25 protein-coding genes are annotated in these 26,353 nt (G+C 69.5%); 13 read left to right on the forward strand and 12 right to left on the reverse strand.

The features are described from left to right. Nucleotides 1–15 precede the first annotated feature (15 nt). Nucleotides 16–1,530 carry an MFS transporter gene (locus tag DFR69_RS14220; protein WP_110037983.1) on the forward strand — a complete coding sequence of 505 codons (1,515 nt, stop codon included), beginning with the start codon at nucleotides 16–18 and terminating at the stop codon, nucleotides 1,528–1,530. 245 nt (nucleotides 1,531–1,775) lie between these two features. On the opposite strand, the gene DFR69_RS14225 is transcribed toward DFR69_RS14220, so the two are convergent. Continuing rightward, nucleotides 1,776–3,569 (reverse strand): DUF4407 domain-containing protein, encoded by a 1,794-nt coding sequence (locus tag DFR69_RS14225; RefSeq protein ID WP_110038288.1) that lies wholly within the window; start codon nucleotides 3,567–3,569, stop codon nucleotides 1,776–1,778. A gap of 955 nt (nucleotides 3,570–4,524) precedes the next feature. Between DFR69_RS14225 and gltB the strand changes: the two genes are divergently transcribed. The 11 genes from gltB (at nucleotide 4,525) to DFR69_RS14280 (ending at nucleotide 16,072) form a co-directional block, all read left to right on the forward strand. Then, nucleotides 4,525–9,177 carry a glutamate synthase large subunit gene (gltB, locus tag DFR69_RS14230; protein WP_110037984.1) on the forward strand — a complete coding sequence of 1,551 codons (4,653 nt, stop codon included), beginning with the start codon at nucleotides 4,525–4,527 and terminating at the stop codon, nucleotides 9,175–9,177. Next, complete coding sequence (locus DFR69_RS14235; RefSeq protein WP_110037985.1) at nucleotides 9,170–10,639, forward strand: glutamate synthase subunit beta; 1,470 nt, start codon at nucleotides 9,170–9,172, stop codon at nucleotides 10,637–10,639. The genes gltB and DFR69_RS14235 overlap by 8 nt, the downstream gene beginning before the upstream one ends. Before the next feature lie 77 nt (nucleotides 10,640–10,716). After that, complete coding sequence (locus DFR69_RS14240; RefSeq protein WP_110037986.1) at nucleotides 10,717–11,181, forward strand: hypothetical protein; 465 nt, start codon at nucleotides 10,717–10,719, stop codon at nucleotides 11,179–11,181. Between the two features lie 28 nt (nucleotides 11,182–11,209). After that, a complete protein-coding gene (locus DFR69_RS14245) occupies nucleotides 11,210–11,461 on the forward strand; it encodes a type II toxin-antitoxin system Phd/YefM family antitoxin (protein ID WP_110037987.1) in 252 nt (83 codons plus the stop codon). Further along, complete coding sequence (locus tag DFR69_RS14250) at nucleotides 11,458–11,712, forward strand: Txe/YoeB family addiction module toxin (protein WP_110037988.1); 255 nt, start codon at nucleotides 11,458–11,460, stop codon at nucleotides 11,710–11,712. Before DFR69_RS14245 ends, DFR69_RS14250 begins: the two co-directional genes overlap by 4 nt. A gap of 326 nt (nucleotides 11,713–12,038) precedes the next feature. Further along, nucleotides 12,039–12,644 carry a tetratricopeptide repeat protein gene (locus DFR69_RS14255; RefSeq protein WP_110037989.1) on the forward strand — a complete coding sequence of 202 codons (606 nt, stop codon included), beginning with the start codon at nucleotides 12,039–12,041 and terminating at the stop codon, nucleotides 12,642–12,644. Nucleotides 12,645–12,963: 319 nt separating this feature from the next. After that, complete coding sequence (locus tag DFR69_RS14260) at nucleotides 12,964–13,293, forward strand: hypothetical protein (protein WP_232995966.1); 330 nt, start codon at nucleotides 12,964–12,966, stop codon at nucleotides 13,291–13,293. Continuing rightward, nucleotides 13,290–14,219 (forward strand): hypothetical protein, encoded by a 930-nt coding sequence (locus tag DFR69_RS14265; protein ID WP_110037991.1) that lies wholly within the window; start codon nucleotides 13,290–13,292, stop codon nucleotides 14,217–14,219. Before DFR69_RS14260 ends, DFR69_RS14265 begins: the two co-directional genes overlap by 4 nt. Beyond that, a complete protein-coding gene (locus DFR69_RS14270) occupies nucleotides 14,216–14,668 on the forward strand; it encodes a roadblock/LC7 domain-containing protein (RefSeq protein ID WP_244198243.1) in 453 nt (150 codons plus the stop codon). The genes DFR69_RS14265 and DFR69_RS14270 overlap by 4 nt, the downstream gene beginning before the upstream one ends. Before the next feature lie 10 nt (nucleotides 14,669–14,678). Continuing rightward, entirely contained in the window at nucleotides 14,679–15,050 is a 372-nt protein-coding gene (locus tag DFR69_RS14275) for a hypothetical protein (protein ID WP_110037992.1), read from the forward strand. 122 nt (nucleotides 15,051–15,172) lie between these two features. Continuing rightward, a complete protein-coding gene (locus DFR69_RS14280; protein WP_244198244.1) occupies nucleotides 15,173–16,072 on the forward strand; it encodes a cutinase family protein in 900 nt (299 codons plus the stop codon). Between the two features lie 51 nt (nucleotides 16,073–16,123). Here DFR69_RS14280 and DFR69_RS14285 read toward each other — a convergent pair whose 3' ends face one another. From DFR69_RS14285 to lysX, 4 genes are all read right to left on the reverse strand, one after another. Beyond that, complete coding sequence (locus tag DFR69_RS14285; protein ID WP_110037993.1) at nucleotides 16,124–16,738, reverse strand: histidine phosphatase family protein; 615 nt, start codon at nucleotides 16,736–16,738, stop codon at nucleotides 16,124–16,126. A gap of 30 nt (nucleotides 16,739–16,768) precedes the next feature. Then, nucleotides 16,769–17,449 (reverse strand): hypothetical protein, encoded by a 681-nt coding sequence (locus tag DFR69_RS14290; RefSeq protein ID WP_110037994.1) that lies wholly within the window; start codon nucleotides 17,447–17,449, stop codon nucleotides 16,769–16,771. A gap of 35 nt (nucleotides 17,450–17,484) precedes the next feature. After that, nucleotides 17,485–17,940: a hypothetical protein gene (locus DFR69_RS14295; protein ID WP_244198245.1), complete on the reverse strand. Its 456-nt coding sequence runs from the start codon at nucleotides 17,938–17,940 to the stop codon at nucleotides 17,485–17,487. A gap of 119 nt (nucleotides 17,941–18,059) precedes the next feature. Further along, nucleotides 18,060–21,374 carry a bifunctional lysylphosphatidylglycerol synthetase/lysine--tRNA ligase LysX gene (gene lysX / locus DFR69_RS14300; protein WP_110037996.1) on the reverse strand — a complete coding sequence of 1,105 codons (3,315 nt, stop codon included), beginning with the start codon at nucleotides 21,372–21,374 and terminating at the stop codon, nucleotides 18,060–18,062. Between the two features lie 50 nt (nucleotides 21,375–21,424). On the opposite strand from lysX, the gene DFR69_RS14305 reads away from it, so the two are divergent. Then, entirely contained in the window at nucleotides 21,425–21,646 is a 222-nt protein-coding gene (locus DFR69_RS14305; protein ID WP_110037997.1) for an RNA-binding S4 domain-containing protein, read from the forward strand. A 23-nt stretch (nucleotides 21,647–21,669) separates the two neighbouring features. On the opposite strand, the gene rraA is transcribed toward DFR69_RS14305, so the two are convergent. Genes rraA through DFR69_RS14340 form a run of 7 tightly spaced genes read right to left on the reverse strand, consistent with a single transcriptional unit; the run spans nucleotide 21,670 to nucleotide 26,221 of the window. Then, the gene (rraA, locus tag DFR69_RS14310; protein WP_110037998.1) at nucleotides 21,670–22,158 is read right to left on the reverse strand and encodes a ribonuclease E activity regulator RraA; all 489 of its coding nucleotides are present in this window, start codon (nucleotides 22,156–22,158) and stop codon (nucleotides 21,670–21,672) included. Between the two features lie 12 nt (nucleotides 22,159–22,170). After that, nucleotides 22,171–22,626 carry an SRPBCC family protein gene (locus DFR69_RS14315; protein ID WP_110037999.1) on the reverse strand — a complete coding sequence of 152 codons (456 nt, stop codon included), beginning with the start codon at nucleotides 22,624–22,626 and terminating at the stop codon, nucleotides 22,171–22,173. Nucleotides 22,627–22,651: 25 nt separating this feature from the next. Then, on the reverse strand, nucleotides 22,652–23,596 hold the full coding sequence (locus DFR69_RS14320; protein ID WP_110038000.1) for a CopD family protein: 945 nt from the start codon (nucleotides 23,594–23,596) through the stop codon (nucleotides 22,652–22,654). 6 nt (nucleotides 23,597–23,602) lie between these two features. Next, nucleotides 23,603–24,139 carry a copper resistance CopC family protein gene (locus DFR69_RS14325; RefSeq protein ID WP_110038001.1) on the reverse strand — a complete coding sequence of 179 codons (537 nt, stop codon included), beginning with the start codon at nucleotides 24,137–24,139 and terminating at the stop codon, nucleotides 23,603–23,605. Beyond that, nucleotides 24,139–24,789 (reverse strand): YcnI family copper-binding membrane protein, encoded by a 651-nt coding sequence (locus tag DFR69_RS14330; RefSeq protein ID WP_110038002.1) that lies wholly within the window; start codon nucleotides 24,787–24,789, stop codon nucleotides 24,139–24,141. The genes DFR69_RS14325 and DFR69_RS14330 overlap by 1 nt, the downstream gene beginning before the upstream one ends. Nucleotides 24,790–24,830: 41 nt before the next feature. Then, entirely contained in the window at nucleotides 24,831–25,538 is a 708-nt protein-coding gene (locus DFR69_RS14335) for a hypothetical protein (protein ID WP_110038003.1), read from the reverse strand. A gap of 8 nt (nucleotides 25,539–25,546) precedes the next feature. Continuing rightward, a complete protein-coding gene (locus tag DFR69_RS14340; protein WP_110038004.1) occupies nucleotides 25,547–26,221 on the reverse strand; it encodes a DUF6474 family protein in 675 nt (224 codons plus the stop codon). Nucleotides 26,222–26,353: the final 132 nt, after the last annotated feature.

A 26,353-nucleotide genomic window follows, 5' to 3' on the forward strand; every position in this document is an offset into this window, starting at 1 on the left:
AAGTCGAGAAAGCCGATGAACGCCCCTGTCACCCAGGTCGCCCCGGCGCGTGCCAGCACGCGCGACTGGGCCGGCCTCGCCGTACTCGCTCTCGCCCTGCTGCTGCTCGCGGTCGACGCCACCGTGCTCGACCTCGCCGTGCCCGCCATCAGCGCCGACCTCGCGCCGAGCACGCCGCAGCTGCTGTGGATCATCGACGTCTACTCGTTCGTGCTCGCCGGACTGCTCGTGGTGATGGGCAATCTCGGCGACCGGATCGGCAGGCGCAGGCTGCTGCTGCTCGGCGCCGTGGGCTTCGGTGTCGCCTCGGCGCTCGCGGCCTGGTCGGTCTCGCCGGAGATGCTGATCGCGGCGCGCGTGCTGCAGGGCGTCGCCGGTGCCACGCTGATGCCGGCCACGCTCGGGCTGATCCGCTCGATGTTCCAGGACGCGCGGCAGCGCACCCTCGCCATCGGCGTGTGGAGCGCCATGGCCGGTGGTGGCGCGGCGGCCGGGCCGATCGTGGGCGGCTGGCTGCTCGAGCACTTCTGGTGGGGCTCGGTGTTCCTGGTGAACCTGCCCGTTATGGTCGTGCTGCTGATGCTGGCGCCGGTCCTCATCCCGGAATCACGTGACCCGCATCCGGGCCGGTTCGATCTGCTCAGCGCCGTGCTCTCGATGCTGGCGCTGGTGCCCGTGGTCTACGCGGTGAAGGAGACGGCGGCGCACGGGCCGAGCCCGGTCGTGCTCGTGGTCGGCGTACTCGGCCTGCTCGCCGGCGTGCTGTTCGTGCGCAGGCAGCGCCGCCTCGCCGATCCGATGCTGGACCTGCGGCTGTTCGCGTTGCCGCGGTTCCGGATCGCGGTGTTCACCAACCTGCTCGCGGTGTTCGCGCTGGCCGGTGTGCTGTTCTTCGGCTCGCAGTATCTGCAGCTGGTGCTCGGGCGCTCGCCGCTCGAGGCGGGCATGGTGATGCTGCCGGGGCTGGCGGCCAGCGTGTTCGGCTCGCTCGCCGCGGCCTGGCTGGTGCGGCGCTGGCGGGCGGCGGTCGTGCTGGCAGGCGCGCTGGTCGTCACCGCGCTCGGCACGGCGGCGTTCCTGGCGATCGACGCGGCCAGCGGCGTCGAGGCGTTCGTCCTCGGCTTCGTCGGGATCGGCGTCGGCGCCGGCGTGGCGATGACGGTGTCGGCCGACCTGGTCGTCGGCTCCGCGCCCGAGGAACGGGCCGGTGCCGCCGCGGCCATCTCGGAGACGGCCTACGAGACGGGGCTCGCGCTCGGCGTCGCCCTGCTCGGCAGCACGGTGATGGCCGTGTTCCGCGGCGGCCTCGACCTCTCGCTGCTCCCGGACGACTTGGTCGCCACCGCGTCGGGTTCACTCAGCGGCGCGGTCGCCGCGGCGAGCGAACTCCCCGGGTCCGTCGGCGCGGAGTTCCTGACCTCGGTGAACGAGTCCTTCGTCAGCGGCATCCACCTGACGGTGGTCGGCATCGTCGCGATCCTGCTGCTCGCCGCCTTCGCCGCCCTGCGCGCCCGGTCGGCCCGCGGCTGACACCGGTGAGCAGGGTCATAGCGCCGGCCGCCGCGAACACAGGGTGGGACCACCCGACCAGGGTGCGCCTGAGCCACCAGACCGGGTGCGCCACCGTCAGCGGACGCGACACCGCAGGAGATCCCGGCACCAGGCGTCGCCCAGCACGTTGCCACGCGCGGCGGGGCGTTCGGTCTGGTGCCGGCGGTGCCGCCGGACGGCCCGGCACTCGCGCGGTCCGAGGGCTGCCTCAGTGGCCCACTGACTCAGCGGCCGGGCGGCAGCTGACGTCGACCGCCGCCGGGCAGCTCGGTGGTGTCGTTGCCCGCGATCTCGCCGTAGCCGGGCGCGGCGGGCAGGTCGTTGCCCGCGCCCGCGGGCAGGGCGGTGTAGCCGGGCGCGGCCTGGTACTGGCGCGGGTCCGGGTGGTACCTGGTCTGTGGGGCGTCGACGACGGTCGAGGCGATCTGCTGGGCGTACGGGTTGTACTGCGGCTGCTGGCCCGCCGGGAGATATCCGGGCTGGCCGCCCTGGAGCTGATAGCCCGCGGGCACCATCTGCTGCGGCGCGGCCGAGTCCTGGCTGTCCACGGTGACCTTGCGGCTGCGGCGCAGCGTGAAGGTCACCTCCTCGACCTCCTCGAACGCCTGCCGCGCGGTCCGCAGCGGATGCGTCGCCGAGTCGATCGCGTTGGCGACGAAGGAGGGCACCAGCGGCCGGATCCAGCGCGCGGCCGTATCGGTGAAGGGCACGGTGCCGATGATCGGCAGTTCGAGCCCACCGCTCGGGGCCTGCGTGGGCGCCTGCTGTGCGGGCACGAGGGCGCCCGCTTGCGGAGCTCCGGTGGGCAGGGCCTGCGGCGCGTATCCGGCGGGCAGCTGCTGCGAGGTGACGTTCGGCTCCAAGGCCACGGCGTCGTCCTTTCGGTGTGGTTCGGCGATTCCGAGCTCGAAACCGCCGATCGCGGCGATGATCCTGGTGCGCTGACGTTCGCGATCGATGACCGTGTCGGCCTCGATCGCCAGCTTGGCCGAGGTGAGTTCGTGGTCGGCGCGCAGCGCGGCCGCCTCGGTGCGCACCTCGGCGCGCTTCACCGCGATCGCGGCGTCGGCCTCGCGCTGCGCCCGGTCGGCGACCTCCTGGGCGTCGACGGTGCGGTCGAGCGAGGTCTCCCCGCGCCACCAGCGCAACAGCAGCGGCAGCAGGGCGAGCAGTACACCGGCGAGCAGCGCGAGTACGCGCAGGGCGGCGCCCCCGAGATGACCCGCCGTGTAGCTGTTCATGGCCAGCCAGCGGGCGCCGAGCCCACGGTCGCCCTCGGTGAAGGCGGTGGCCCTCGCGGCCGCGAGTTCGGCGCTCTCGGTGCGAACCCGCTGGTCGAGCGGTTCGATCCGGGCCTGCGCGGCGGCGAGCTGCTTGCGCGCGTCGTCGAGCATGTCGTTGGCGGTCTGGGTCTCCGGACCGCGGCCTGGCACGCCGGTGATCCGGGTCTGCGGGCATTCCGGCGTGGGGTTGTATTCGCAGCGGGCGATGACCAGCGCGCGGTCGATGTCGGTCTGCGCCGTGGCGATCGTCGCGTCGAGCGCGGTCCGGTCGGCGACGGCCAGCTCGTGTTCGGTGCGCGCGGCGACCACGGCAGGCGCGTTCTCGGCGTCTGCCTGCGCCCGCACGTCCAGTTCGCGGTCGACGGTCCCGCCGAGCAACACCGTCGAGGCCAGCTCGGCGACGAAGACGCCGGCCAGCACGCCGACGCCGATCTTGGCCGCGGTGCCGCGCCGATCGTCGGCGCCGGGCCTGGTGGTGGCCAGCGCCCGCCCGAGCGCGCCCGCGCCCACCGCGACGAGGAGTGACAGCGTGAGCGTCCCGAACACGCCGGTGTCCGCGGCGGCGAGCGCGGCCGCGGTGAGGATCCCGGCCACGACGGCGAAGGCCAGGACGGCAGCGCCGGTGACGGCATAACCGCCGCGCTCGTGCTGGAAGGCCAGGTCGGCGCCCGTGTCGGAGTCGCGGCGCTGCGGCGCGGCGAGACCTCCGCCGAGCCAGGTGAGTGTGCCGGTCATCTGTTCTCCCCGGGTCTTGCGCTCCACTGGGCATGGCGAAACTGACATGGATTCGTTGTGCCAGCGTGACAGGCCCCGACCCGACACACCGAGCTTCGCGGGCTCCCTTGTGGTCAGCCTCACAGTGATCGGCGCCGAGCATCGGCGCCCACTGTCCCGTCGGGGCGACGCGCGGCACGACCACGGCGTGTCGCACTCGGCGATCCGTACCTACTGGTACGTGGGTGCCATTGTGTGGCGAAAGACACTGTCATCGCATTTGCCAGCTGTGTGCTGTGACCCACATTCGATGTACAGACCGTACGGTTGGCTCACTACCAAAGCACGTCGGGGCCGCTGTCATAAATATCTCACCTACCTGGGCCCGGTTAGCGGAGCGCCCAGGTTTGACCAGCGCGTTGCCGGGGAAATCTGCTGCGGTGCAGGTGAGTTCAGCTTTCGGCCGCGCGCCGAAGGCTCGGACGGGTCTGCTCGGCCATGGTGTTCTCGCAGGTCGGCGGCGGTTATTCGGGATCGATCCGCTGCCTGCTCTGCTTTACACTGGACGACGCGCGCGACGAAGCATGCCGCCGTTACAAACCCCAGCTAGACAGGTTTATTAGCACAACCTTAGTTGGTTGGGTCTGCGGTCTGACTTATCGTTTGCTCTTACGCCGAACGCACCCCTGTTCGGCACAACCACCTGTTTCGGGGTCCGGTGAAACCGGGCCAAGACTAGCGGGTGAAACCCCGCGCGGAGGTAAGGGACGTGTAAGCGTTCCGTTACCTCTGAGCACCCACTACGTCAACGAAGCGGGTGGACAACTGGAGACGTGACTGCACGCCGCAAACCACCATTGCCGCTGGTTTCGGACCGTACGGACGCAGTCTTGACGGAGGCGAGACGACGAAGGGCACACGCTCAGCGAGCTGAGCGGCCGACTCATCGACAGCCGACTTTCTTGAAGGCAGAGGCATGACGCAACTTCCTGGCCACAGGTCACCCGGTGCCACCGGGCTCTACGATCCGGCATACGAGCACGACGCCTGCGGCGTCGCGTTCGTCGCCGACATGCACGGTCGACGCAGTCGAGACATCGTCGACAAGGCCATCACGGCCCTGTTGAACCTGGAGCACCGTGGTGCCGCCGGCGCGGAGCCGAACTCCGGCGACGGCGCGGGCATCCTGATCCAGCTGCCGGACAAGTTCTTCCGTGCCGTCGTCGACTTCGAGTTGCCGCCGGTCGGTTCCTACGCCACCGGTATCGCCTTCCTGCCGCAGGCCCGCCGCGAGGCCGCCCGCGCCGCCTACGGCGTCGACAAGATCGTCACCGAAGAGGGCCTGGCCGTGCTCGGCTGGCGCGAGGTGCCGATCGACGAGTCCTCGCTCGGCGCCCTGGCCCGCGACGCCATGCCGACCTTCCGGCAGATCTTCATCGGCTCGCCCAAGAACTCCGCCGAGCAGCTGTCCGGCATGGAGCTGGAGCGCCGCGCCTACGTCATCCGCAAGCGGATCGAGCACGAGCTCGGCAAGTCGGGTCCGGGCGAGGGCGCCGTCGGCAAGGAGTCGGTGTACTTCCCGAGCCTGTCCGGCGAGACCTTCATCTACAAGGGCATGTTCACCACGCCCCAGCTGCGTGCCTTCTACCTGGACCTGCAGGACGAGCGCGTCGAGTCGGCCATCGGCATCGTGCACTCGCGCTTCTCCACCAACACCTTCCCCTCGTGGCCGCTGGCGCACCCGTTCCGCCGGGTCGCCCACAACGGTGAGATCAACACCGTCACCGGTAACGAGAACTGGATGCGCGCGCGTGAGGCGCTGCTGCGTTCGGACGTGTTCGGCAAGGACGAGGCGGGCAAGAACCGCCTGGAGAAGATCTTCCCCGTCTGTACCCCCGGCGCCTCCGACACCGCGCGTTTCGACGAGGTGCTCGAGCTGCTGCACCTGGGCGGTCGCGACCTGCACCACGCGGTCATGATGATGATTCCCGAGGCCTGGGAACGCAACGAGAACATGGACCCGCAGCTGCGGGCGTTCTACGAGTACCACTCGATGCTGATGGAGCCGTGGGACGGCCCGGCCGCGGTGTGCTTCACCGATGGCACCAAGATCGGCGCCGTGCTCGACCGCAACGGTCTGCGCCCCGGCCGCATCTGGGTCACCGAGGACGGCCTCGTCGTGCTGGCCTCCGAGGTCGGCGTGCTCGACATCGACCCGGCCACCGTGGTCCGCAAGATCCGCCTGCAGCCGGGCAAGATGTTCCTGGTCGACACCGAGCAGGGCCGCATCCTCACCGACACCGAGATCAAGTCGGAGCTGGCCGCGGCGCAGCCGTACCAGCAGTGGCTCGACGAGGGCGTCAGCCGCCTGGCCGACCTGCCCGACCGCCCGCACGTGCACATGTCGCACGACCGCGTGCTGATCCGTCAGCAGATCTTCGGATACACCACCGAGGACCTGAACCTGCTGATCACGCCGATGGCCAAGACCGGCGGCGAGGCGCTGGGCTCGATGGGCACCGATACGCCGATCGCGGTGCTGTCGAACCGGTCGCGCCTGCTGTTCGACTACTTCTCGCAGCTGTTCGCGCAGGTCACCAACCCGCCGCTGGACGCCATCCGCGAGAAGGTCGTCACCAGCCTCAAGCGCAACATCGGCCCCGAGGCCGACCTGCTGCACCCCGGCCCCGAGTCGTGTAAGCAGATCGCGCTCGAGCAGCCGATCCTCGACAACGACGAGCTGGCCAAGCTGGTCCACATCAACGACGACGGCAGCCACCCCGGGCTGCGCTCGGTGGTCGTGCGTGGCCTGTACCCGGTCGCCGAGGGCGGCGCGGGTATGCGCCGTGCGCTGGCGGCCATCAACACCCAGGTCTCGGCGGCCATCGACGGCGGCGCGCGCATCATCGTGCTGTCCGACCGCGAGTCCAACGAGAAGCTGGCGCCGATCCCGTCGCTGCTGCTCACCTCCTCGGTGCACCACCACCTGGTGCGCGAGCGCACGCGCACCATGGTCGGCCTGGTCGTCGAGGCCGGTGACGCCCGCGAGGTGCACCACATGGCGATGCTGGTCGGCTTCGGCGCGGCCGCCATCAACCCGTACATGGCCTTCGAGTCGATCGAGGACATGCTCGAGCGCGGTTCGCTGCAGGTTCCCGGTTCCACCGGCGACCTGGCGGCCGACTACCGCAAGGCCGTCGCGAACTACTGCACCGCGGCCAGCAACGGCGTGCTCAAGGTGATGTCGAAGATGGGCATCTCCACCCTGGCCTCCTACAACGGCGCCCAGCTGTACCAGGTCATCGGCCTGGCGCAGGATCTGGTCGACGAGTACTTCACCGGCCTGCGCTCGCACCTGGACGGCATCGGTCTCGACGAGATCGCCGAAGAGGTCGCCACCCGCCACCGTGTCGCGTTCCTGGAGAACCGCAACGAGCGCGCGCACCGCGAGCTCGAGGTCGGCGGCGAGTACCAGTGGCGTCGCGAGGGCGAGTACCACCTGTTCAACCCGGACACGGTGTTCAAGCTGCAGCACGCGACCCGTTCGGGCCAGTACTCGATCTTCAAGGAGTACACCAAGCTGGTCGACGACCAGTCCGAGCGTCTGGCCGCGCTGCGTGGCCTGTTCAAGTTCAAGAAGGGTCAGCGCGCGCCCATCTCGATCGACGAGGTCGAGCCCGCGAGCGAGATCGTCAAGCGCTTCTCGACCGGCGCGATGAGCTACGGCTCCATCTCGGCCGAGGCGCACGAGACCCTCGCCGTCGCGATGAACCGCCTCGGCGCCCGCTCGAACTCGGGTGAGGGCGGCGAGAGCCCGGCCCGCTTCGAGGTCGAGGAGAACGGCGACTGGCGCCGGTCGGCGATCAAGCAGGTCGCCTCGGGTCGCTTCGGCGTCACCGCGCACTACCTGACCAACGCCACCGACATCCAGATCAAGATGGCCCAGGGCGCCAAGCCGGGCGAGGGCGGCCAGCTGCCCGCGCACAAGGTGTACCCGTGGGTCGCCGAGGTGCGGCACTCCACGCCGGGCGTCGGCCTGATCTCCCCGCCGCCGCACCACGACATCTACTCGATCGAGGATCTGGCGCAGCTGATCCACGACCTGAAGAACGCGAACCCGCAGGCTCGGATTCACGTGAAACTTGTCGCGGAGCCGGGTGTCGGCACCGTCGCCACCGGTGTGTCCAAGGCGCACGCCGACGTCGTGCTCATCTCGGGCCACGACGGCGGCACCGGCGCCTCGCCGCTGACCTCGCTCAAGCACGCGGGCGGTCCCTGGGAGCTCGGCCTGGCCGAGACCCAGCAGACGCTGCTGCTCAACGGCCTGCGCGATCGCATCGTGGTCCAGGTCGACGGTCAGATGAAGACCGGCCGCGACGTGATGATCGCCGCCCTGCTCGGCGCCGAGGAGTTCGGTTTCGCGACCGCTCCGCTGGTCGTCTCGGGCTGCATCATGATGCGCGTGTGCCACCTCGACACCTGTCCGGTGGGTATCGCCACCCAGAACCCGGTGCTGCGCGAGCGCTTCTCGGGCAAGCCGGAGTTCGTCGAGAACTTCATGCTGTTCGTCGCCGAGGAGGTGCGTGAGCTGCTCGCCGAGCTGGGCTTCCGCACGCTCGACGAGGCCGTCGGCCGGGTCGACCTGCTCGACACCGCCAAGGCCAAGGAGCACTTCAAGGCCGCCAAGCTGGACCTGTCGCCGATCCTGGACATGCCGGAGACGGCGTTCATGAACCAGGACACCCGCTGCACCGGCACCCAGGACCACGGCCTGGACAAGGCGCTCGACAACGAGCTGATCGCCCAGGCGGCGCCCGCGCTCGAGCGTGGCCAGGCGGTCAAGATCGAAACCAAGATCACCAACGTGAACCGCACGGTCGGCACCATGCTCGGCCACGAGGTGACCAAGCTCTACGGTGGCGCGGGCCTGCCCGACGACACCATCGACATCACCTTCAACGGTTCGGCGGGCAACAGCTTCGGCGCGTTCGTCCCGGCCGGCATCACGCTGCGCGTGCAGGGTGACGCCAACGACTATGTCGGCAAGGGTCTCTCGGGTGGCCACATCGTGGTCCGCCCCGCGCTCACCGCGCCGGAGAGCTTCGTCGCCGAGGACAACATCATCGCGGGCAACGTGATCATGTTCGGCGCCACCAGCGGCCGGATCCTGATCAACGGTGTCGCGGGCGAGCGGTTCGCCGTCCGCAACTCCGGTGCCACGGCCGTCGTCGAGGGCGTGGGCGACCACGCGCTCGAGTACATGACCGGTGGCCGGGTGGTCATCCTCGGCGGCACCGGCCGCAACCTCGGCGCCGGTATGTCCGGTGGTGTCGCGTTCGTCTACGACCCGGAGGGCACGCTCGCCGAGCGGGTCAACCCGGATCAGGCCGAGGCGATCGAGCAGCTCTCCGGTGACGACTTCACCTGGCTGCGCGACATCATCACCGTCCACCGCGACGAAACGGGTTCGGCTGTGGCCGAGCGCATCCTGAGCGATTGGTCCCAGCAGGTGAACCACTTCGTGAAGGTCATGCCCCGCGAATACAAGAAGGTTCTGCTCGCCATCTCCGAAGCCGAGAAGAGCGGCAAGGACGTTGACGAGGCGATTATGGAGGCCGCTCGTGGCTGATCCCCAGGGATTTTTGAAGCACACCTCTCGGGAGCTCCCGACCCGCCGTCCGGTGCCGCTGCGCCTGCTCGACTGGAAAGAGGTGTACGAGGACAAGTTCTCGCACGACACCCTCCAGCGTCAGGCCAGCCGCTGCATGGACTGCGGTATCCCGTTCTGTCACAACGGTTGTCCGCTCGGGAACCTGATCCCCGAGTGGAACGACCTGGTGTACAAGGGCGGCTGGCGCGAGGGCATCGACCGGCTGCACGCCACCAACAACTTCCCGGAGTTCACCGGCCGCCTGTGCCCGGCTCCGTGTGAGGCGTCGTGCGTGCTCGGCATCAACCAGGACCCGGTCACGATCAAGCAGGTCGAGGTCGAGCTCATCGAGAACGCCTTCGACGAGGGCTGGGTCACCCCGGTGTACCCGACCCGCCTCACCGGCAAGAAGATCGCGATCGTCGGTTCCGGCCCGGCCGGTCTGGCCGCCGCGCAGCAGCTCACGCGTGCCGGCCACACCGTCACCGTGTTCGAGCGCGACGACCGCATCGGCGGCCTGATGCGCTACGGCATCCCGGAATTCAAGATGGAGAAGCGCTTCATCGACCGCCGCCTGGCGCAGATGGAGGCCGAGGGCACCATCTTCAAGCCCGGCGTGAACGTCGGCGTCGACATCACCGCCGAGCAGCTGCGCGAGCAGTTCGACGCGATCGTGCTCGCCGGTGGCGCCACCATCGCCCGTGACCTGCCGATCCCGGGCCGCGAGCTCGACGGCATCCACCAGGCGATGGAGTTCCTGCCGCTGGCCAACCGCGTCCAGCTCGGTGACGACATCACCGACGAGAACGGCCTGCCGCCCATCCACGCGAAGGGCAAGAAGGTCGTCATCATCGGTGGTGGCGACACCGGCGCCGACTGCCTGGGCACCTCGCACCGCCACGGTGCCGAGAGCGTCCACCAGTTCGAGATCATGCCGCGTCCGCCGGAGGAGCGCGCCGGTTCCACCCCGTGGCCGACCTACCCCCTCATGTACCGGGTCTCCTCGGCGCACGAGGAGGGCGGCGAGCGGGTGTTCTCCGTGAACACCGAGCGTTTCGTCGGCAAGGACGGCAAGGTCACCGGGCTCGAGGCGCACGAGGTCAAGATGGCCAACGGTCGCTTCGAGAAGGTCGAGGGCACCGACTTCACCCTCGAGGCCGACCTGGTGCTGCTGGCGATGGGCTTCGTCGGCCCGCAGAAGCCGGGCCTGCTGACCGACCTCGGCGTCGGCTACGACGGCCGCGGCAACGTGCAGCGCGACAAGAACTGGGCCACCAACATCCCCGGCGTCTTCGTCGCCGGTGACATGGGCCGCGGTCAGTCCCTGATCGTGTGGGCCATCGCCGAGGGCCGCGCCGCGGCCTCGGCGGTCGACAAGTTCCTCGAGGGCGAGACCGCGCTGCCCGCGCCGATCCCCCCGACGGCGGTCGCCCAGCGCTGATCGCTGAACTAGAAGTGCCCGTGGACTCAGCTCCACGGGCACTTTCTGTTCGATCAGTCGGATAGGAAGGGCTGTGTGTGCACGAGCCGTTGCCAATGCCGAGCAATCCGGAGGTAGTCGCGCCCGCACCCAGCGGCGGGACCGCCATCACGGCGGGGGTGCTCGCACTGTTCGGGGGAATCGCCAGCGTCGTCGCCGGTGTGCTCGCCATCGTTGTCTTCGCGGCACATGGTGACGACAAGACATTTCAGCGAAACCTTATCGAGCTGGGCGGCAGCCATATAACGCCGTCACTGGCGGTCGTCGTCGGGTGCATATCCGTGCTCGTCGGCGCCGTGCTGTTTGTCGGCGCGATCATGCTGTGCCAACGCAGCATGGTGGGTCGCTGGATGGTGGTCGGCAGTTGCGTGGTGGTCGTCATCGGCGATGTGGCCGTGGCCGGGATCGAAGTACAGCCACCGAGTTACGGCCTGGTGTTCCCGATCATCACCCTGATCTTGGCGATGGTCCCCGCGACAAGCAAATGGCTCAATGGTACCTAATTGCGTACCAGTCTGGTACCATGTCAATATGACTACCGCGATCACCGCCACTGACGCTCGCAAGGGCCTGTTCCCGTTGATCGAGCAGGTCAACCAGGACCACACCGCTATCGAAATCGTCTCCAAGAAGGGCAATGCCGTGCTGTTGTCCAAGGAGGACTACGACGCCATGGTGGAGACCGCCTACCTCTTGTCGAGCCCGGCCAACGCTGCTCGGCTATTACGCAGCCTGGAGGCTACCCGCCGTGGTGAGTACACCGAGCGGGCGCTGGTCGAGTGAAGGTTACCTTCACCGAAGACGGATGGGATGACTACACCCATTGGACTATGACCGATCGGCGAATGGTGAAGCGGATCAACGAGTTGATCCGCGACATCACCCGCGATCCGTACGCCGGTATCGGTAAACCCGAACGGCTGAAGCACCTCGCGGACAACGCCTGGTCGCGCCGCATTGATCAGGAGCACCGCCTCGTATACGTAGTCATTGACAACATGGTGATCGTGCAGCAAGCCAGGTTCCACTACTGACCAGTGACACGTCGGCCGTCGATGAATTCCTCGCGGGGCGAGACCGCGCTGCCCGCGCCGATCCCCCCGACGGCGGTCGCCCAGCGCTGATCGCGCGCTGAGCAGCGAATACCCCCGGCGCCCGTGGACTTTCGAGTCCACGGGCGCTTTCGCGTCTCGGCGCCGGTAGCCACAGGTGTGCCTAGGGGGCTGAACTGGGTAGGGGCGCAACGGATTCGATGCGTCGGCAAACGACGTGGCTGATCTTCGGTGCAGCACATAGACTTTCCGTTATCGATGTGTAACCGGTGATCCGAGGGGGAGCTGTGCCGTTACCGCCGGGAACGATGGCCGGCCTGCATCGCGCCGCGGAGCGCGGTGATGGCACCGCCATGCACAACCTCGCCAACATCTACTACGACCACAGCGATTTCGAGGCAGCCGAGTACTGGTTCCGCCGCGCGGCGGCCGCAGGCCACACCAGGGCGATGAACAACCTGGCCGTGCTGCTGGACAAGCTCGGCGATTTCGACGAGGCCGAGTCCTGGTATCGCCGTGCCGCGGCGGGCGGCAACGCCAACGCCATGTACAACCTGGCGACCCTGCTGTACCAGTGCGGCGACCGACGCGACGCCGAAACCTGGTACCACCATGCCGCTTACGCGGGCAACGTGGACGCCATGTACAACCTGGCCCGGCTCTACGAGGAGCAGAACCGGCTCGACGAGGCCGAGTCCTGGTACCGCGACGCGGCCGACCACGGCGACATCGACGCCATCAACAATCTCGGTATGCTGCTGCGGCGCCTCGGCGCGCTCACCGAGGCTCGCCGCTGCTTCCGTCGCGCCGCCGACTACGGCCACCCCCGTGCCATGGCGAATCTGGCCGCGCTGCTCGAAGCGCAAGGGGCCCATCGCGAAGCCGAATCCTGGTATCGCAGGGCCGCGGGCTGACCCTCGGCTACGTCCGCCGTGATTGTTCCGTAATGTTCGCGCGCTGATCGCCGGACCCGAAATGTGGGCTGAGCTTGAGGTTCCGGAGTTTGCTGGCGAATTCCCGCGAGGTTACTGAAAAGTATTGATACCGGGCGGTTTTCCAGCAAACCTCAGCAAACAAATTGGGGCACAGCAATTTTCCGGCGTTCGAGGTGCGGATGTTTGCGGGTGGGTATAACGTCTCGGTTCGATAACCGATCGATGACAGGGCGCGGGGCGTGTGAATTCTCTCGACGGCTGCCTGAAACGCATCATGGATATTCCGGGTGCGCGCAGCGTGACACTGGTGGATGGGGCCAGCGGGTTGGCGATCGCCGCGGCTGGAGTGCACGACATCGTCGACGAACACGAGGATGCGGCGGCGACGACCGACGTGCTTCGTGCGGTGCTCGGCTGTACGGCGTTGGCCACCGGCCGCGACGGTGACGACATCACCGAACTCATCGTGTGCCGGACCGGGGGATTCCACCTGCTGTACCTGGTCGACGGCGATTTCGACGGCCGCCTGTTCGTGCACGTCGTCTTCGACGGCGACAGCGGCAATCTCGGCATGGCGCGCTACCAGCTGCGCGGCGCGCTCGCCGAACTGACGGGCGCCGAACGGTGAGCGCGGCACTGGCGCAGGAGCTGCACCGGCTCGAGGAACAGGGCTCGACCGGCGTCCTGCGCGTCGGCGACGGTGAATTCCATCTGGCCCGCGGCGCGATCGCCTCGGCGGGCTGCCGGCGCACCATCGGGCTGGACCGCCTCGTCGTCGAGGCCGGGGTGGCCACGGCCGAGGACTGGCGTCGCGCCGGGGCGGGCGATCCCGGCCCGCTGCTGCACCGTCCCCGGCTGGAGACGCTGGCACTGCTGTCGGTCTTCGACGCCGCCTATCTGCTGCTCGCCTCCGCCGACGAACCGGAATTCCGGCCCGCGCCCGAGCATTGGCTCGCGCCGGTCTGCCGTATCGCGCCGCGCGCCCTCGTGCACGAATTCGCGCGCCGCAGCCAGCTCGAGCGCGGGCCGTGGCCCGCCGACCTCGTCGCCGCGGTCCCGGTGGTCCCGGTGGGCCGGATCCGCCGAAATCGCCTGGTGCTCACCGGCGGTCAGGCCGAGATCCTCGCCGCCGCCGACGCGCGCCGCAGCATCGCCGAGATCGCCCGCGACCTCGGTCGCACCACCTACGGCTGCCTCGTCGACGTCCGCGCGCTCACCAGCGCGGGCCTGATCCAGGAACCCGTCGAGGCGAAGCCGGCAGGCAGGCATCTCGCCCTCGCGCCGGACCCCGTCGACGACTCGGCGCCCCAACGACATTCGGCGCCGGAACCGCCGAACCCCACCGTGCCCACACTGCCCAGACGCGTCCCCGCGCTCGGTGGCCAGGGGACGAACGAAAGATCCGGACGGCACGCGGTCGACGAGGAAGCGACCGCGACCGTCCGGCGACGCGGAAACCTCACCGGCGCGGCGCCCTACGAACCCGAACGCTGGCAGCAGGTCGACCGCGATGTACTCATCCGGCTCAGGGCGGCGTTGGAGGAGCTTGCGTGACCGTGCGGAAGAAGCTGCTCGGTGAATGGAGGGGAAGGTTGTCGAAAGTGACGGTGCCCGAACGCAATACCGCCGTGCTCGCCGAACTGCAGTCGCTGCGCGAGCGGGTGCCGCGGCTGACCGGATCGCTGGTGGCCTCCAGCGACGGGATGCTCATCGAACACGACCTACCCGCGCACATCGAACCCGCGGGCATGGCCGCGATGGCAGCCGCGCAGCTGGCCCTGTCGTACCGGCTGGCGACCACCGCGCACGGCGGCGGGTTCAACGAGGTCGTCGTGCTCGGCTCCGAGGGGCAGGTGGTGATCTACGCCGCCGGCTACACCTCGCTGACCGTGCTCGCCGGCCCGGAAGTGAACGTCGGCCGGCTCCACCTGGAGTCGCGGCCGGTGGCTCGCGCCATCGCCGAACATCTGGCGATGACGCACCCCGAGAAAGAACTGGAGTGAAAGGCTCGATATGTCGAACATGGATCTGGCGCTGAAGGACATGATGGTGATCGACGGCGCGATCGGCGCCGCCGTCGTCGATTACAACAGTGGCATGGCCCTCGGAATGCTCAGCAGCACCAAGGCTTTGGATCTGCAGGTGGCGGCGGCGGGCAACACCGAGGTCGTCCGGGCGAAGCTGCGCACGATGGAGCAGCTCGGCCTCAACGAGGACATCGAGGACATCCTGATCAGTCTGGGTACCCAGTACCACCTGATCCGTCCGATGACCGGACGCAAATCCAAGGGCCTTTTCCTCTACCTCGCCCTCGATCGCGGGCGCGCCAATCTCGCACTGGCCCGCCACCGCCTCCGGGGCATCGAAGAAGACCTCGAGGTGTGAGGAAGAATTCCGGCCGTCATGTGGCACCGGCGCACCCGTACGCCTATTCTGTTCTGCGGCGAGGTCTGGGCCGACTTGACGGGGTTTGCTCGACTGTGCGAGCAAGGTTGAACTGGAGCGGTATGCAGTTGAAGAAGGTTGTCGCGGCACTGGGCGTTGCCGCGGCGATGACTACCGGCATCATGGCAGCCGGCACGAGCGCGAGCGCGGCGCCGGGCTGCCCGAGTTTGTACGTCGTGGCGATCCCGGGCACCTGGGAAACCGGCCACGACAAGGAACCTGGGCCCGGCATGCTCGCCGGGGTGACCAACGGCCTACCCCGTAACACCGACGTCGACTACGTCACCTACGCCGCCACCGCCTTCCCGTGGGAGGGCGATGTCTACGGCCAGTCCAAGAAGCAGGCCGTCGACGCCGCGCGCGGGTTGATCACCGCCAAGCTCGCCGCCTGTGGTGACACCGACATCGCGCTGGTCGGCTACAGCCAGGGCGCCGACGCAGCGGGCGACCTCGCCGCCGAGATCGGCACCGGCGTCAGTGCCGTCCCGCCGGGCAAGGTCAAGGCCGTCGGCCTGATCTCCGATCCGCGCCGCTCGCCCACCGACATCCAGGTCGGGCCGATCGCCGCGGGCGCGGGCGCCGGTGGCGCGCGGCCGGGCGGGTTCGGCTGGCTCAGCGACCGGGTGCGCACCATCTGCGCGGTCGACGATCTCTACTGCGCGACGGCCACCGACGACTTCGTCACCCGGTTCGCCGGCTTCCTGGCGCAGAGCTCGGATGCCAACCCGGCGAACATGTGGCGCTACCAGATCGAGGCGGGCGCCATCATCAACGACCTGATGGCGCACGGCGGCGTCCCGGTGCTGCAGGCGCAGCTCTCGGACTCGGCGAATCAGCAGCGGGCCAAGGACCTGGAGCGGTTCTACCGTTCGCAGGCCCACACCCTCTACGGCAGCTACTCCGTCGGTGGTGGTCAGACGGCCATCTCCTGGATGCACAACTGGATCGCTCAGCAGGCCTGAGACAGTTCACGGAAAAGGCCCGGTGTCGACGACACCGGGCCTTTCCTGTGCTCAGGCGCGGGCGAGGTTGCGCGGCAGCAGGTCCCAGACGTGGCCGTTCTCGTTGATGGTGGCCGCGGTGCGGGAGCCGGTGCGGGAGTAGAGGATCCGCGTCACCGAGCAGTAGTCGATCGGGAAGGTGAGCGGGCGGGCCAGGCCGAGGATGTCGGCCAGCAGCACGTTGATCACCCCGCCGTGCGCGAACGCGACCACCGTGTCGGTCGGCGCGGCGTCGGCGACGAGGGAACCGACCGTGCGCAGCACCCGATCGGTGAAGGCGGGCCCGTCGATCTGGTCGGGGAACAGCCCGGCCTTGATCCGCGTGTACACCTCGGCGAACTCGGTCTTGGCGTCTTCGATCGGGATGTAGGCGGGCAGATCGCGATCGTATTCGGCGAGATCGTCGAAGACCTCGACCGGCAGCTCGCGGGCTGCCGCGGTGGGACCCGCGGTGTCGCGGGCGCGGCGCTGCGGGCTGCTGACGATCCGGCTGATCTCGTGCGCGGCCAGCGCCGCGGGCACCCGCTCGGCCTGGCGCCGACCGATGTCGGTGAGTCCGGGGTCGGCGGCCGTGGTGGTCCCGACGACGCGATCGGGCTGGGCGTGACGCACGAGAATGAGCTGCACGCCCTCACTCTACGAGCGCGACGCGCGGTCTCAGGGTTCCGGGTCGATCTCCTCGCGGCCGGTGACATCGGCGGTATCGAGGATGACGATCTCGCGACCGTCCTCGAGCAGCACCTTCAGGAAGCCCGGCGGATTCTCCAGCACATAGCCGTCGACGACGCCGGACCTGGTGTCGATGTGTTCGCGCGAGACCCACGGAACCTGCACGGTCGCGGCCAGGATCAGCGCGGCCAGGGTGACGATGAGCGCCGAACTACCGACGAACCACTTCGCGAATCGCGCGTTGCGATGACTGGTGCGCAGCAGCAGGAACAGCACGATCCCGAGCACGCAGGCGGCCACAAGCACCCACCACACCCGGTAGGTCCATAGCAGCGCGACGGTGAACAGCGCGACCACGAGGAGCCAGGCGAGGTTGCCCGCGTTCTCCCAGGTGGGGCGGCCGAGCCGGAGCTGGCGGAGCACCGCCTCCGGCAACAGGATCGACAGCGCGATACCGCCGAGCAGCGGGCTGGCCATCAGGGTGCCGAGCACCATCGGGGCCACGTCGTCCAGGCCGAGCGTGCCGACCACGGAGAACGCGGCGTTCCAGTCGTAATCGGTGACCGCGAAGAGCCGCAGCAGCAGGAACAGTCCGGCCACGCCGGTCGCGGACAGCCCCTTGGCGACGAGATGGTGGTCGGTCGAGGACTCGCGGGGATGCCTCGTCATCGGGCGAGGATATCGCCGCGAGTCCCTCGATCAGGTCAGGACTGGCCGTACGGTGGCTGCTGACCGTAGGGCGGCTGCCCGCCCTGCTGACCGTAGGGCGGCTGACCCTGCTGGCCGTACGGCGGCTGGCCACCCTGCTGGCCGTAGGGCAGCTGACCACCGGGCTGCTGGCCGTACGGCTGCCCACCCTGCGGGCCACCGTAGGGCGGCTGCTGGGGCGGCTGACCGTTGCCGCCGTCGTTCTTGTTCTTCTTGAGCAGCAGGACGGCCACCACGATGACCACCACGACGAGCAGGCAGATGCCGCCGAAGATCAGCAGCCCGCTGCCACCCTTCTTTTTCTTCTTCGCCAGCAGGTCCGTCGCCGTGTTGACCGCGTCCGCGCTCGCCAAGGTGTCGAAAGTGCTGGTGAGCGTGTGAGTATCGACCGAGGCGGCCGTGGTCAGCAGGTCCAGATACATGAATTCCCATCCCGTTGTGGTCCCCGACATCCTCCCGATGCCGGACGTTCGAGCCTATCGCCGTGGCTTCCGGATCGAAAGCCTCGAAAACACTCGGAACATTGATTGATCGCCGCCGTGCACGGCACCGTTTACATCCGTACCCACTTTCAGCGCGGTTTCACCAACGGGAACGGCAGCGTCTCGCGGATGCTGCGGCCGGTGATCAACATGACCACCCGGTCGACGCCCATGCCGAGACCGCCGGTGGGCGGCATGGCGTGCTCGAGCGCCTGCAGGAAGTCCTCGTCGAGTTCCATCGCCTCCGGGTCGCCGCCCGCGGCCAGCATCGACTGCTCGGTGAGCCTGCGCCGCTGCTCCACCGGATCGGTGAGTTCGCTGTAGGCGGTGCCCAATTCGACACCCCAGGCCACCAGATCCCACCGCTCGGTGACGCCTTCGATGCTGCGGTGCGAGCGGGTCAGCGGGGAGACGGAGGTGGGGAAGTCGAGGTAGAAGGTGGGGTCGGTGGTCTGCGATTCCACCAGGTGCTCGTACATTTCCAGCACGATCTGGCCGGCGTCCCAGCCGTGCTGGTAGTTGACGCCGACCTCGTCGCACAGCTCGCGCAGCCGCGGCACCTCGGTGCGCGCGGTGATCTCGGTGCCGATGGCCTCCGACACCGCGCCGTGCACGGTGCGCACGCGCCACTCGCCGGAGATGTCGACGGCGTCGAAACCGCCCTCGTCGTTGGGCCGCATGGCGACCTCGGCGCCGTTGGCCGCCATCGCGGCGCTCTGGATCAGCTGCCGGCACAGGTGCATCATCCGCAGGTAATCGCTGTGCGCCTCATAGGCTTCCAGGATCGTGAACTCCGGATTGTGGCTGAAGTCGACGCCCTCGTTGCGGAAGGTCCGGCCGATCTCGAACACCTTCTCCATCCCGCCGACGCACAGCCGCTTGAGATACAGCTCGGGCGCGATCCGCAGGTAGAGGTCCAGGTCGTAGGCATTGATGTGGGTGCGGAACGGGGTCGCGTTGGCGCCGCCGTGCACCTGCTGCAGGATCGGGGTCTCCACCTCGAGGAAGCCCCAGTTGAACAGCGAGTCGCGCAGGGAGTGCACCACCGCGCTGCGCTTGGCCAGCACCTGGCGGGCCTCCGGGTTGATCGCCATGTCGACGTAGCGCTGCCGCACCTTGGCCTCGGAATCGGCGAGGCCGCGCCACTTGTCGGGCAGGGGGTGCAGGCACTTGCCGTTCATCCGCCAGTCCTGGGCCAGCAGCGAGAGCTCGCCGCTGCGGCTGGTGCCGAGCTGGCCGCTCACCTCGACGAGGTCGCCGAGGTCGAAGAATTCGGTGAACTCGGCGCTGCGCTCGGCGCCCACCCGCTCGCGATCGATCACCAGCTGGATCTCGTCGGACCAGTCGCGCACCACCGCGAAGATCACCCCGCCGTAGTCGCGGATGCGCAGGATCCGGCCGGCCACCCGCACGGTGGTGCCCTTCGGGCAGCGCCGCGCGTCGGCGATCGTGTGCGTCGGCGGGTAGGCGATCGGGTAGGGGTCGACGCCGGCGCCGGCGAGCCGGTCCAGTTTGGCCATGCGCACGCGGACCTGTTCGGGCCTGCGCGGACCCTGCTCCTCGGCGCCCTCCGGCGCGTCGGGCGGGGCGCCGTCGGCGTGCAGGCCGACGACGCCCGCGGGCACGGCCGGGTGCACGCCGGTGTGCACCGCGGCGTCGGGTTCCGGGCCGAGCCGGGGCAGGAAGCCCTCGGCCAGTCCGCTCGCCGCGGCCACCCGGGGCAGCTGCCTGCGCTCCTCGAACAGGAAGAACCGGGGCACCCAGCGCGGGTGGTACTTCACGTTCGACCGGTACAGCGCCTCGAGCTGCCACCAGCGCGAGAAGAACAGCAGCACCCCGCGCCACGCCCGCAGGATCGGCCCGGCCCCGATCCGGCCGCCCTCCTCGAACACCGAGCGGAACACCGCGAAGTTCAACGAGATCCGCGTGATGCCGTACTGGTCGGAGTTCAGCGCGAGCTGCGAGATCATCAGCTCCATCACGCCGTTGGGGCTGTGCGGGTCGCGGCGCATGAGCTCCAGCGAGACGCCGCTGCGGCCCCACGGGACGAACGAGAGCATCGCGTGCACCCGGTCGTCGTGGTCGACGGCCTCGACCAGCAGGCAGTCGCCGTCGAGCGGGTCGCCGAGGCGGCCGAGCGCCATCGAGAAGCCGCGCTCGGTCTCGGTGTCGCGCCAGGCGTCGGCGCGGGCGACGACCTCGGCGAACTCGGCGGCGGGAATGTCGTGGTGCCTGCGCACCCGCACGCTCATCCCGTTCTTGCGCAGCCGGTTCGCGGCCTGGCGGACCTGCTTCATCTCCGGTCCGGCGAGCGAGAATTCGCGGGTGTCGAGGATCGCCTCGTCGCCGAGGCGCAGCGCCGAGAGCCCGGCCTGGCGATAGGCCGTTGCGCCGAGTTCGCTCGCGCCCATCACCGCGGGCGCCCAGCCGAACCGGTCGGCCTGCTCGAGCCAGGCCCGAATGGCCTGCGGCCAGCCCTGTTTCGGCCCGATCGGGTCACCGCTGGCCAGGCAGACGCCCAGTTCCACGCGATAGGTGATGGCGGACTTGCCGTTCGGCGCGAACACCACCGCCTTGTCGCGCCGGGTGGCGAAGTAGCCGAGCGAGTCCTCGACATCGCTGTCGGCGAGCAGCCCGCGCAACGCCGACTCGTCCAGTCCGGTCATCGCGTTCACCGCGCGCTGCGAACGCAGCAGCACCATCACCGCGGTCAGCAGCGCGATCGCGCCGAACAGGCCGAGCAGGAAGTTCACCCACGGCCGCGGGTGGCCGTCGAAGTGCTCGTTGTCCACCAGCACCGCGGCGGTGACGCGGTAGATCGCCCACAGCGGTCGCTGCGCGCCCGCGGGCAGCGAACCCGGCGCCAGCTCCACCAAACCCCAGCCGACCAGGCAGCCGAGCGTGAGCCCGGCGACCAGCACCCCGAGCGCCTTCCACAGCGCGCCCGGTCTGACCTTCGTGTAGAACTCCGTGCGCGCCGCGATCAGGATCGCCAGGACCACGACATGCACGACGCCGGCCACCAGCGCGTCGACGTCGTTCTCAGTGACGAAATCCAGCACATTCGTCACCGTGTAGAGCAGCAGGTACACCACCAGCAGCCACCACGCCACGCGTTTGCGGCCGGCCAGCGCGCCGGCCATCAGCCCGACGACCAGTGCCCAGACCAGGCTGGTGTCCGGTGCGTCGAAGTAGTAGGCGTCGATGTAGTGCCGCGGCGCCTGCGTCAGATGCCGCAGCGCGGGGGAGACGCTCCACAGCAGACACAGCACCGCGAAGACGCCGAGCACCAGCCCGGTGACGTGCGGTACCTCCGCGAGCCTGCCGCGGCCGCGATGGGGAACGGCGGCGGCGCGGTCGGGCGGAGCCTGGACGGTGGGTTGCTCAGCCTGCGTTGCGGTCACCGATCCAGTGTGCGTCCATCGGGACCGGATCGGTATGCAAGGATTGGCCCATGTCGGAACCAGTTGATGTGCCGATCGATGACGAGGTCATCAAGCTCGGGCAATTCCTGAAACTGGCGAACCTGATCGATTCGGGTTCCGAGGCCAAGACGGTGATCGCCCAGGGCCTGGTCCGGGTCAACGACGAGGTCGAATTACGCCGCGGCAGGCAACTGCAGGTCGGCGACGTCGTCGTGCTGGCCGGACACCGGGTGCGGGTGTCGGGGAACTAGGCCCCGGACACCCGCTGCCGGTCTCAGTCCTCGGCGCGGACCACGATGCCGTCGTGGTCGCTGTAGAGCATCTCGCCGGGGACGAAGCTCACCCCACCGAACTCGACGGTGACGTCCTTCTCGCCGCTGCCGGTCTGGGTGCTCTTGCGCGGGTTGGTGCCCAGCGCCTTCACCCCGATGTCGAGGGTGCGCAGAATCGCCGAGTCGCGCACGGCGCCGTTGACGATCACGCCCGCCCACCCGTTGTCCACGCCGCGGCCCGCGATGATGTCACCGACCAGGGCGGTGTGCACGCTCGCGCCGCCGTCGACCACAAGGACCTTGCCCTCGCCCGGCTCGCTCAGGGTCTGCTTGACCAGCAGGTTGTCCTGGAAGCAGCGGATCGTGGTGATCCGTCCGGCGAACGCGGCCCGGCCACCGAACTGGATGAACTGGGTGTCGCAGCTGCGGATCTCGGGGCCGATCTCATCGGCCAGATCGGCGGTGGCCACAACATTCGCTGATTCGGTCATGGCCCGATTGTGTCAGGCGCTCTGCTGATGGGCTTTGTTGATCTCCCTGATCAGGCTTTCTGTGGTGTGCTTCACGGCGACCTTGATGAACGGCTCGATGGTCTTGCCGAGCATCTTGCCCGCGATGCCGCCGGGCACGAAGTACTCGATGACGGCGTCGACCGTGCACACCTCCTCGCCCTTGGGCAGGAACTGGAAGGTGGTGACGATCTCGAAGCCCTTGATCGCCTTGGTGGCGATGAGCCTGCCCTCTTCCCAGCGCACGACCTCGATGCGGGAGGTGAGCGAGGCGGGGCCCAGCTTCATCTTCCCGTCGAAGGTCGCGCCCACACCGGTGGTCTGCTCGGTGACCGGGGTGAACGATTCGATGCCGTACCAGAACTTCGGCAGGTTGTGATAGTCGTTCATGAAATCGAACGCGGTCTTGGCCGGAGCCGCGCAGTCTTCGGCGATCCTCACTTCGGTCATGGCGGCAACTTTAGCGGCGGCGTGCTCAGGCGGTGATCGCCAGCGTGGCGGCGAGGCCGAACCCCACGGCCATCAGCGCGACCTCGAGCACGGCGTTGCGCAGCGAGATCTCGATCGTCACCCGGTGGTTCGCGGCCTGCGTCACCCAGGTGCGCCGCCACCACCAGCCCAGCCCGGTCAGCGCGCACAGGACCGCGAACTTGGCCACAAGGATCCGGCCGTATCCGCTGGTCCACAGCGGTTCGATGCCGCCGATGCGCACGAGCCCGTCGATCAGGCCGGTGAGCGCGATCGCCAGGACGAGCGGGGCGGCCGCCCGCGAATAGGCCGGCAGCGTCGATGCCCAGCCGCCCCTGGTGCGCAGCACCAGCGCCATGGCCAGCAGCAGGCCGAGCCACGCCGCGGCGGCCAGCGCGTGCACCGCGGCCAGCACCGAACCGAACATCTGCTGGGACATGTGCCCGGTGATCGGGCGCAGCGCCAGCGCGACCGCGGCGAACACCAGCACCAGATCGGCCGAGGCCGCGTCGGGCCTGCGGAACGCCACCGCGGCGTAGCAGGCGAGCGCGCCGGTGCAGAACAGAATCGCGATGCCGATCTGGCCGCCACTGAGCTCGGTGAGGAAGGTGCCGAAGTCAGCGGCACCGAGTTCGCGAACCGGCACCCCGACGATGTCGGCCGCTTCCCCGGCCAGCACCGCGAACTCGGCGGCGAACCAGACGCCCGCGAGCACCGCGAGCGGTCGCCAGTCGACCCGCAGTCGCGGGTCGAGCCGGGGAAGCGCGGCGAGCCCGATGACGGTCGCGCCCGCGACATCCGCGACGACCCGCGCGCAGGCCGCCGCCGGGAAGCCGCCGTCGGCGCGCACCAGCCAGGCCAGCGCGACCCCGGCCAAAGCCGCGACCGCGACCGGTGCCAGGATCCGCCACCTTCGCGGCGCGGTGCCCGGCGGCTGGCGACCGGTCGTCATCGGTGGCTACTTGTTCCGTCCGGCGCGGCCGCCGAGCAGCGCGACCGCGAGGCCGGCGCCGAACAGCACGACGCCGCCGGCGATGAACACCCACACGGGCACACCTCCGGAATCGCCGCCGCCGTCGGCCTTGTCCTCGCCGGGCTTGGCGCCCGGGGTGCCCGAGCCCTCCTTGCTCAGCGTGAACTGCCGGGTCCCGCTCACGGGATGGCCGTCGGCCGAGGTCACCCGGTACGCCAGCGTGTACTGGCCGACCGGGCCCAGCTCACCCAGTTCCACACTCACGGAACGGCCTTCGACGCTGGCCTCGCCCTTGGACCACAGCCTGCCGTCCGGGCCGACCACGGTCAGCGACGGGAAGTTCGGCTGCAGTTCCTCGTTGAAGGTGATGCTGGCGCGCGCCGGGCCCACCTCGACGGTCGACCCGTCCTCGGGGACGCTGCTCACAGCGCCGGAGTGCGCGCCCGCGGTGCCCGCCGCGGCGAAGGCGCCGGCGAACAGCACCGCGAGCAGGACGATCAGGAGACGGTGGGATCCGCGCATCACGACCTCCGCGACCGGAAGACGAGCCCGAGGCCGAGCGCGGCGGCGAACAGCCCGAGCGCGAGCCCGAGGCCGCCGAGCCACCGCGCCACCGAATCCGGCTCGGCCTCAGCGGTATCGGCGGAGGCGACGTGGTGGTCGCCACCCTCGGCGGCGCCCTTCTCGGCGAGGGTGAGGGTGGGTGCGGGATGTTCGGGCTCGGCGCCGTCGGTGCTCGGCTGATCCCAGGCGACGACCTTGCCGTCGCTGTAGGTCTGCTGCGCGGGGAACAGCACCGTGTCCTGGCTCGGCAGCGGGCCGAGCGAGAGCACGAACCGCTGGAACTGGCCGGGTCCGACACCCGGGTTGCCCGGTTCCGCGGTCCAGCTGACGGCGACCACTTCACCCTTGTCGTTGCGGTCGGTCTTGGCCGTCCAGCCCGGCAGCGGTTCGGTGCGCACGCCCTTCAGGTTGGGGACGGTGACGCGCACCCCGGTGGTCGAGGCGGTGTCGGATTCGTTGGGCACCTTGAAGGTGGCGACCGTGTAGCCGCCCTGCGCCGCGCCGGGCGCGTCGACGGTGACGTGCGCCGCCGCCGTGCCGCTCGCGGCGAGCACCAGGCCGGCCGCGAGGGCGGCCGCGGCGGTGCCGCGGGTGATGGAGTTGTGCATGGAAAGCCTTCTGTCCGAAGAGTTCTGATGTCGTCTGGAAATCAGGCGAACAGCGGCGGCGCGCGCGGGCTGCGCGCACCCTTCGGACGGATGACAAGAACAGTGGCTCGTGCGTCCGCCCAGCGGGTGTCCCGAGGGGCGAGCAGCGCGGCGGGCCGCCGCAGCAGCGCGCGGACCACGCTCGACGCGGTCAGATACAGCCGTTCGGCGACGAGAATTAGTGCGGCACAGGCGAAGGCGGCCAGCACGTGGGCGGCGATCATCGGCGCACCGGGCAGGTGCGCGAATCCGTCGACACTCTCGTGGTGCCCGGGCGACCAGCTGAGCGCGTAGTGCCCGGCCCACTGCCCGCCGAGCAGGGCAAGCGCGGATCGAGCCGCGGCCGGCATGCGCGAGTTCCCGACGCGGGCCGCCCGCGGGCCGCCCAGCAGCGCGGGTCGCGCCATTGCCGGCGCCGGCCGGTTCCCGGTGCGAGCCGCTCGCTGACCGCCCAGCACTGAGGGTAGGGCCGTGGCCGGCGGGTGGGCTGCCCGCTGACCGCCCAGCGGCAGCCGGGACGAGCGCGGCGGCTGGGCGGCGGTGCCCGCCGCGAACATCCCCGCCGCGAGTGAAACCAGCAGCAGCAGCGCGATATCCGCCGAGCGCGGCACGGCACCACCGGCCATGCCGTGCGCGGCGACGGCGAGTCCGCCGACGAGAACGCCGCAGCCACCACCGCGTAGGCGGGCGGTGAGCTGCGGCGTCGGCACGGGACGGGTCAGCGCACGCCGAGGCGGGCGAGCGCGTCGTTCTCGAGCACCGAGAGCTCGGTGGAGATGGAGGCGTGCACGGCCTTGCGGCGCGCGGCGGGCATCTGCTCGGCGGTGTTCACCGCGACGGTCAGATCGGCCAGCCGGGACCGGGCGGCCGCGACGAACTTCTTGGTGTCGGCGTCATCGGGCGCGTCGGCGGCGACCTTGTCGAGCGCGCTCTCGGTGTTGGTGATGCGGGCCTGCAGGCGCGCGCCGTGGCCGCTGAACTCACCGAGCTGGTCGAGCCCGATCCCGAGCTGCTGCGCCTTGCGCGCGTCGAGCTGCCCGCGCACCAGGGTGGCCGCGCGATAGGCCAGCGGCGTGAGCACCGGGACGAGCACCCGGGCCACCCCGATGTACTTGCGGATCTGGCTCGCGCTGAACAGCTCACGGTCGGCCTTGGCGGCGAGCTTCTCGGCGGCCTTCTCCTCGGCCTGCAGCGTCGCGATCTGGGCCTTGGCCACCTTGGCCTCGGTCTTGGCCTGCGCCTTGGCCGCCTTGCGGGTGGTGCGTTCGCTCGCCTTGGCCGCCTTGCGCTCGTTCTTGGCGCTGAGCTTCGCCTCGACGGCGGCTTTGTGCTTGAGTGCCTTCGCCTCCGCGCGTCGGCTCGGCCGCCGCTTGCGCTTGCTGAACAACCCCATGAGATCAGGCCCTCCGTCATGCTCGCCAAGTCATGAGGCAGTGCCGCCGAGAGCGACCTGCCGTACTTCGTAGCGTAGTGGGATGAGGGTAGCGATTGGGCATTGTGTCGGGGGGAGGGACCATACTGCTTG

Source organism: Nocardia neocaledoniensis, from assembly GCF_003182135.1.
Lineage (GTDB): Bacteria > Actinomycetota > Actinomycetes > Mycobacteriales > Mycobacteriaceae > Nocardia > Nocardia neocaledoniensis.

What these genes read in the sequence shown, in the direction of transcription:
- gltB (WP_110037984.1), top strand. Translation starts at nt 4,525, where the DNA reads ATGACGCAACTTCCTGGCCACAGGTCACCCGGTGCCACCGGGCTCTAC.
- DFR69_RS14295 (WP_244198245.1), bottom strand. Translation starts at nt 17,940, where the DNA reads ATGTCGGGGACCACAACGGGATGGGAATTCATGTATCTGGACCTGCTG.
- DFR69_RS14275 (WP_110037992.1), top strand. Translation starts at nt 14,679, where the DNA reads ATGTCGAACATGGATCTGGCGCTGAAGGACATGATGGTGATCGACGGC.
- DFR69_RS14320 (WP_110038000.1), bottom strand. Translation starts at nt 23,596, where the DNA reads ATGACGACCGGTCGCCAGCCGCCGGGCACCGCGCCGCGAAGGTGGCGG.
- DFR69_RS14325 (WP_110038001.1), bottom strand. Translation starts at nt 24,139, where the DNA reads ATGCGCGGATCCCACCGTCTCCTGATCGTCCTGCTCGCGGTGCTGTTC.
- DFR69_RS14330 (WP_110038002.1), bottom strand. Translation starts at nt 24,789, where the DNA reads ATGCACAACTCCATCACCCGCGGCACCGCCGCGGCCGCCCTCGCGGCC.
- DFR69_RS14340 (WP_110038004.1), bottom strand. Translation starts at nt 26,221, where the DNA reads ATGGGGTTGTTCAGCAAGCGCAAGCGGCGGCCGAGCCGACGCGCGGAG.
- DFR69_RS14225 (WP_110038288.1), bottom strand. Translation starts at nt 3,569, where the DNA reads ATGACCGGCACACTCACCTGGCTCGGCGGAGGTCTCGCCGCGCCGCAG.
- DFR69_RS14245 (WP_110037987.1), top strand. Translation starts at nt 11,210, where the DNA reads ATGACTACCGCGATCACCGCCACTGACGCTCGCAAGGGCCTGTTCCCG.
- DFR69_RS14305 (WP_110037997.1), top strand. Translation starts at nt 21,425, where the DNA reads ATGTCGGAACCAGTTGATGTGCCGATCGATGACGAGGTCATCAAGCTC.
- DFR69_RS14280 (WP_244198244.1), top strand. Translation starts at nt 15,173, where the DNA reads ATGCAGTTGAAGAAGGTTGTCGCGGCACTGGGCGTTGCCGCGGCGATG.
- DFR69_RS14255 (WP_110037989.1), top strand. Translation starts at nt 12,039, where the DNA reads ATGGCCGGCCTGCATCGCGCCGCGGAGCGCGGTGATGGCACCGCCATG.
- DFR69_RS14315 (WP_110037999.1), bottom strand. Translation starts at nt 22,626, where the DNA reads ATGACCGAAGTGAGGATCGCCGAAGACTGCGCGGCTCCGGCCAAGACC.
- DFR69_RS14220 (WP_110037983.1), top strand. Translation starts at nt 16, where the DNA reads ATGAACGCCCCTGTCACCCAGGTCGCCCCGGCGCGTGCCAGCACGCGC.
- rraA (WP_110037998.1), bottom strand. Translation starts at nt 22,158, where the DNA reads ATGACCGAATCAGCGAATGTTGTGGCCACCGCCGATCTGGCCGATGAG.
- DFR69_RS14290 (WP_110037994.1), bottom strand. Translation starts at nt 17,449, where the DNA reads ATGACGAGGCATCCCCGCGAGTCCTCGACCGACCACCATCTCGTCGCC.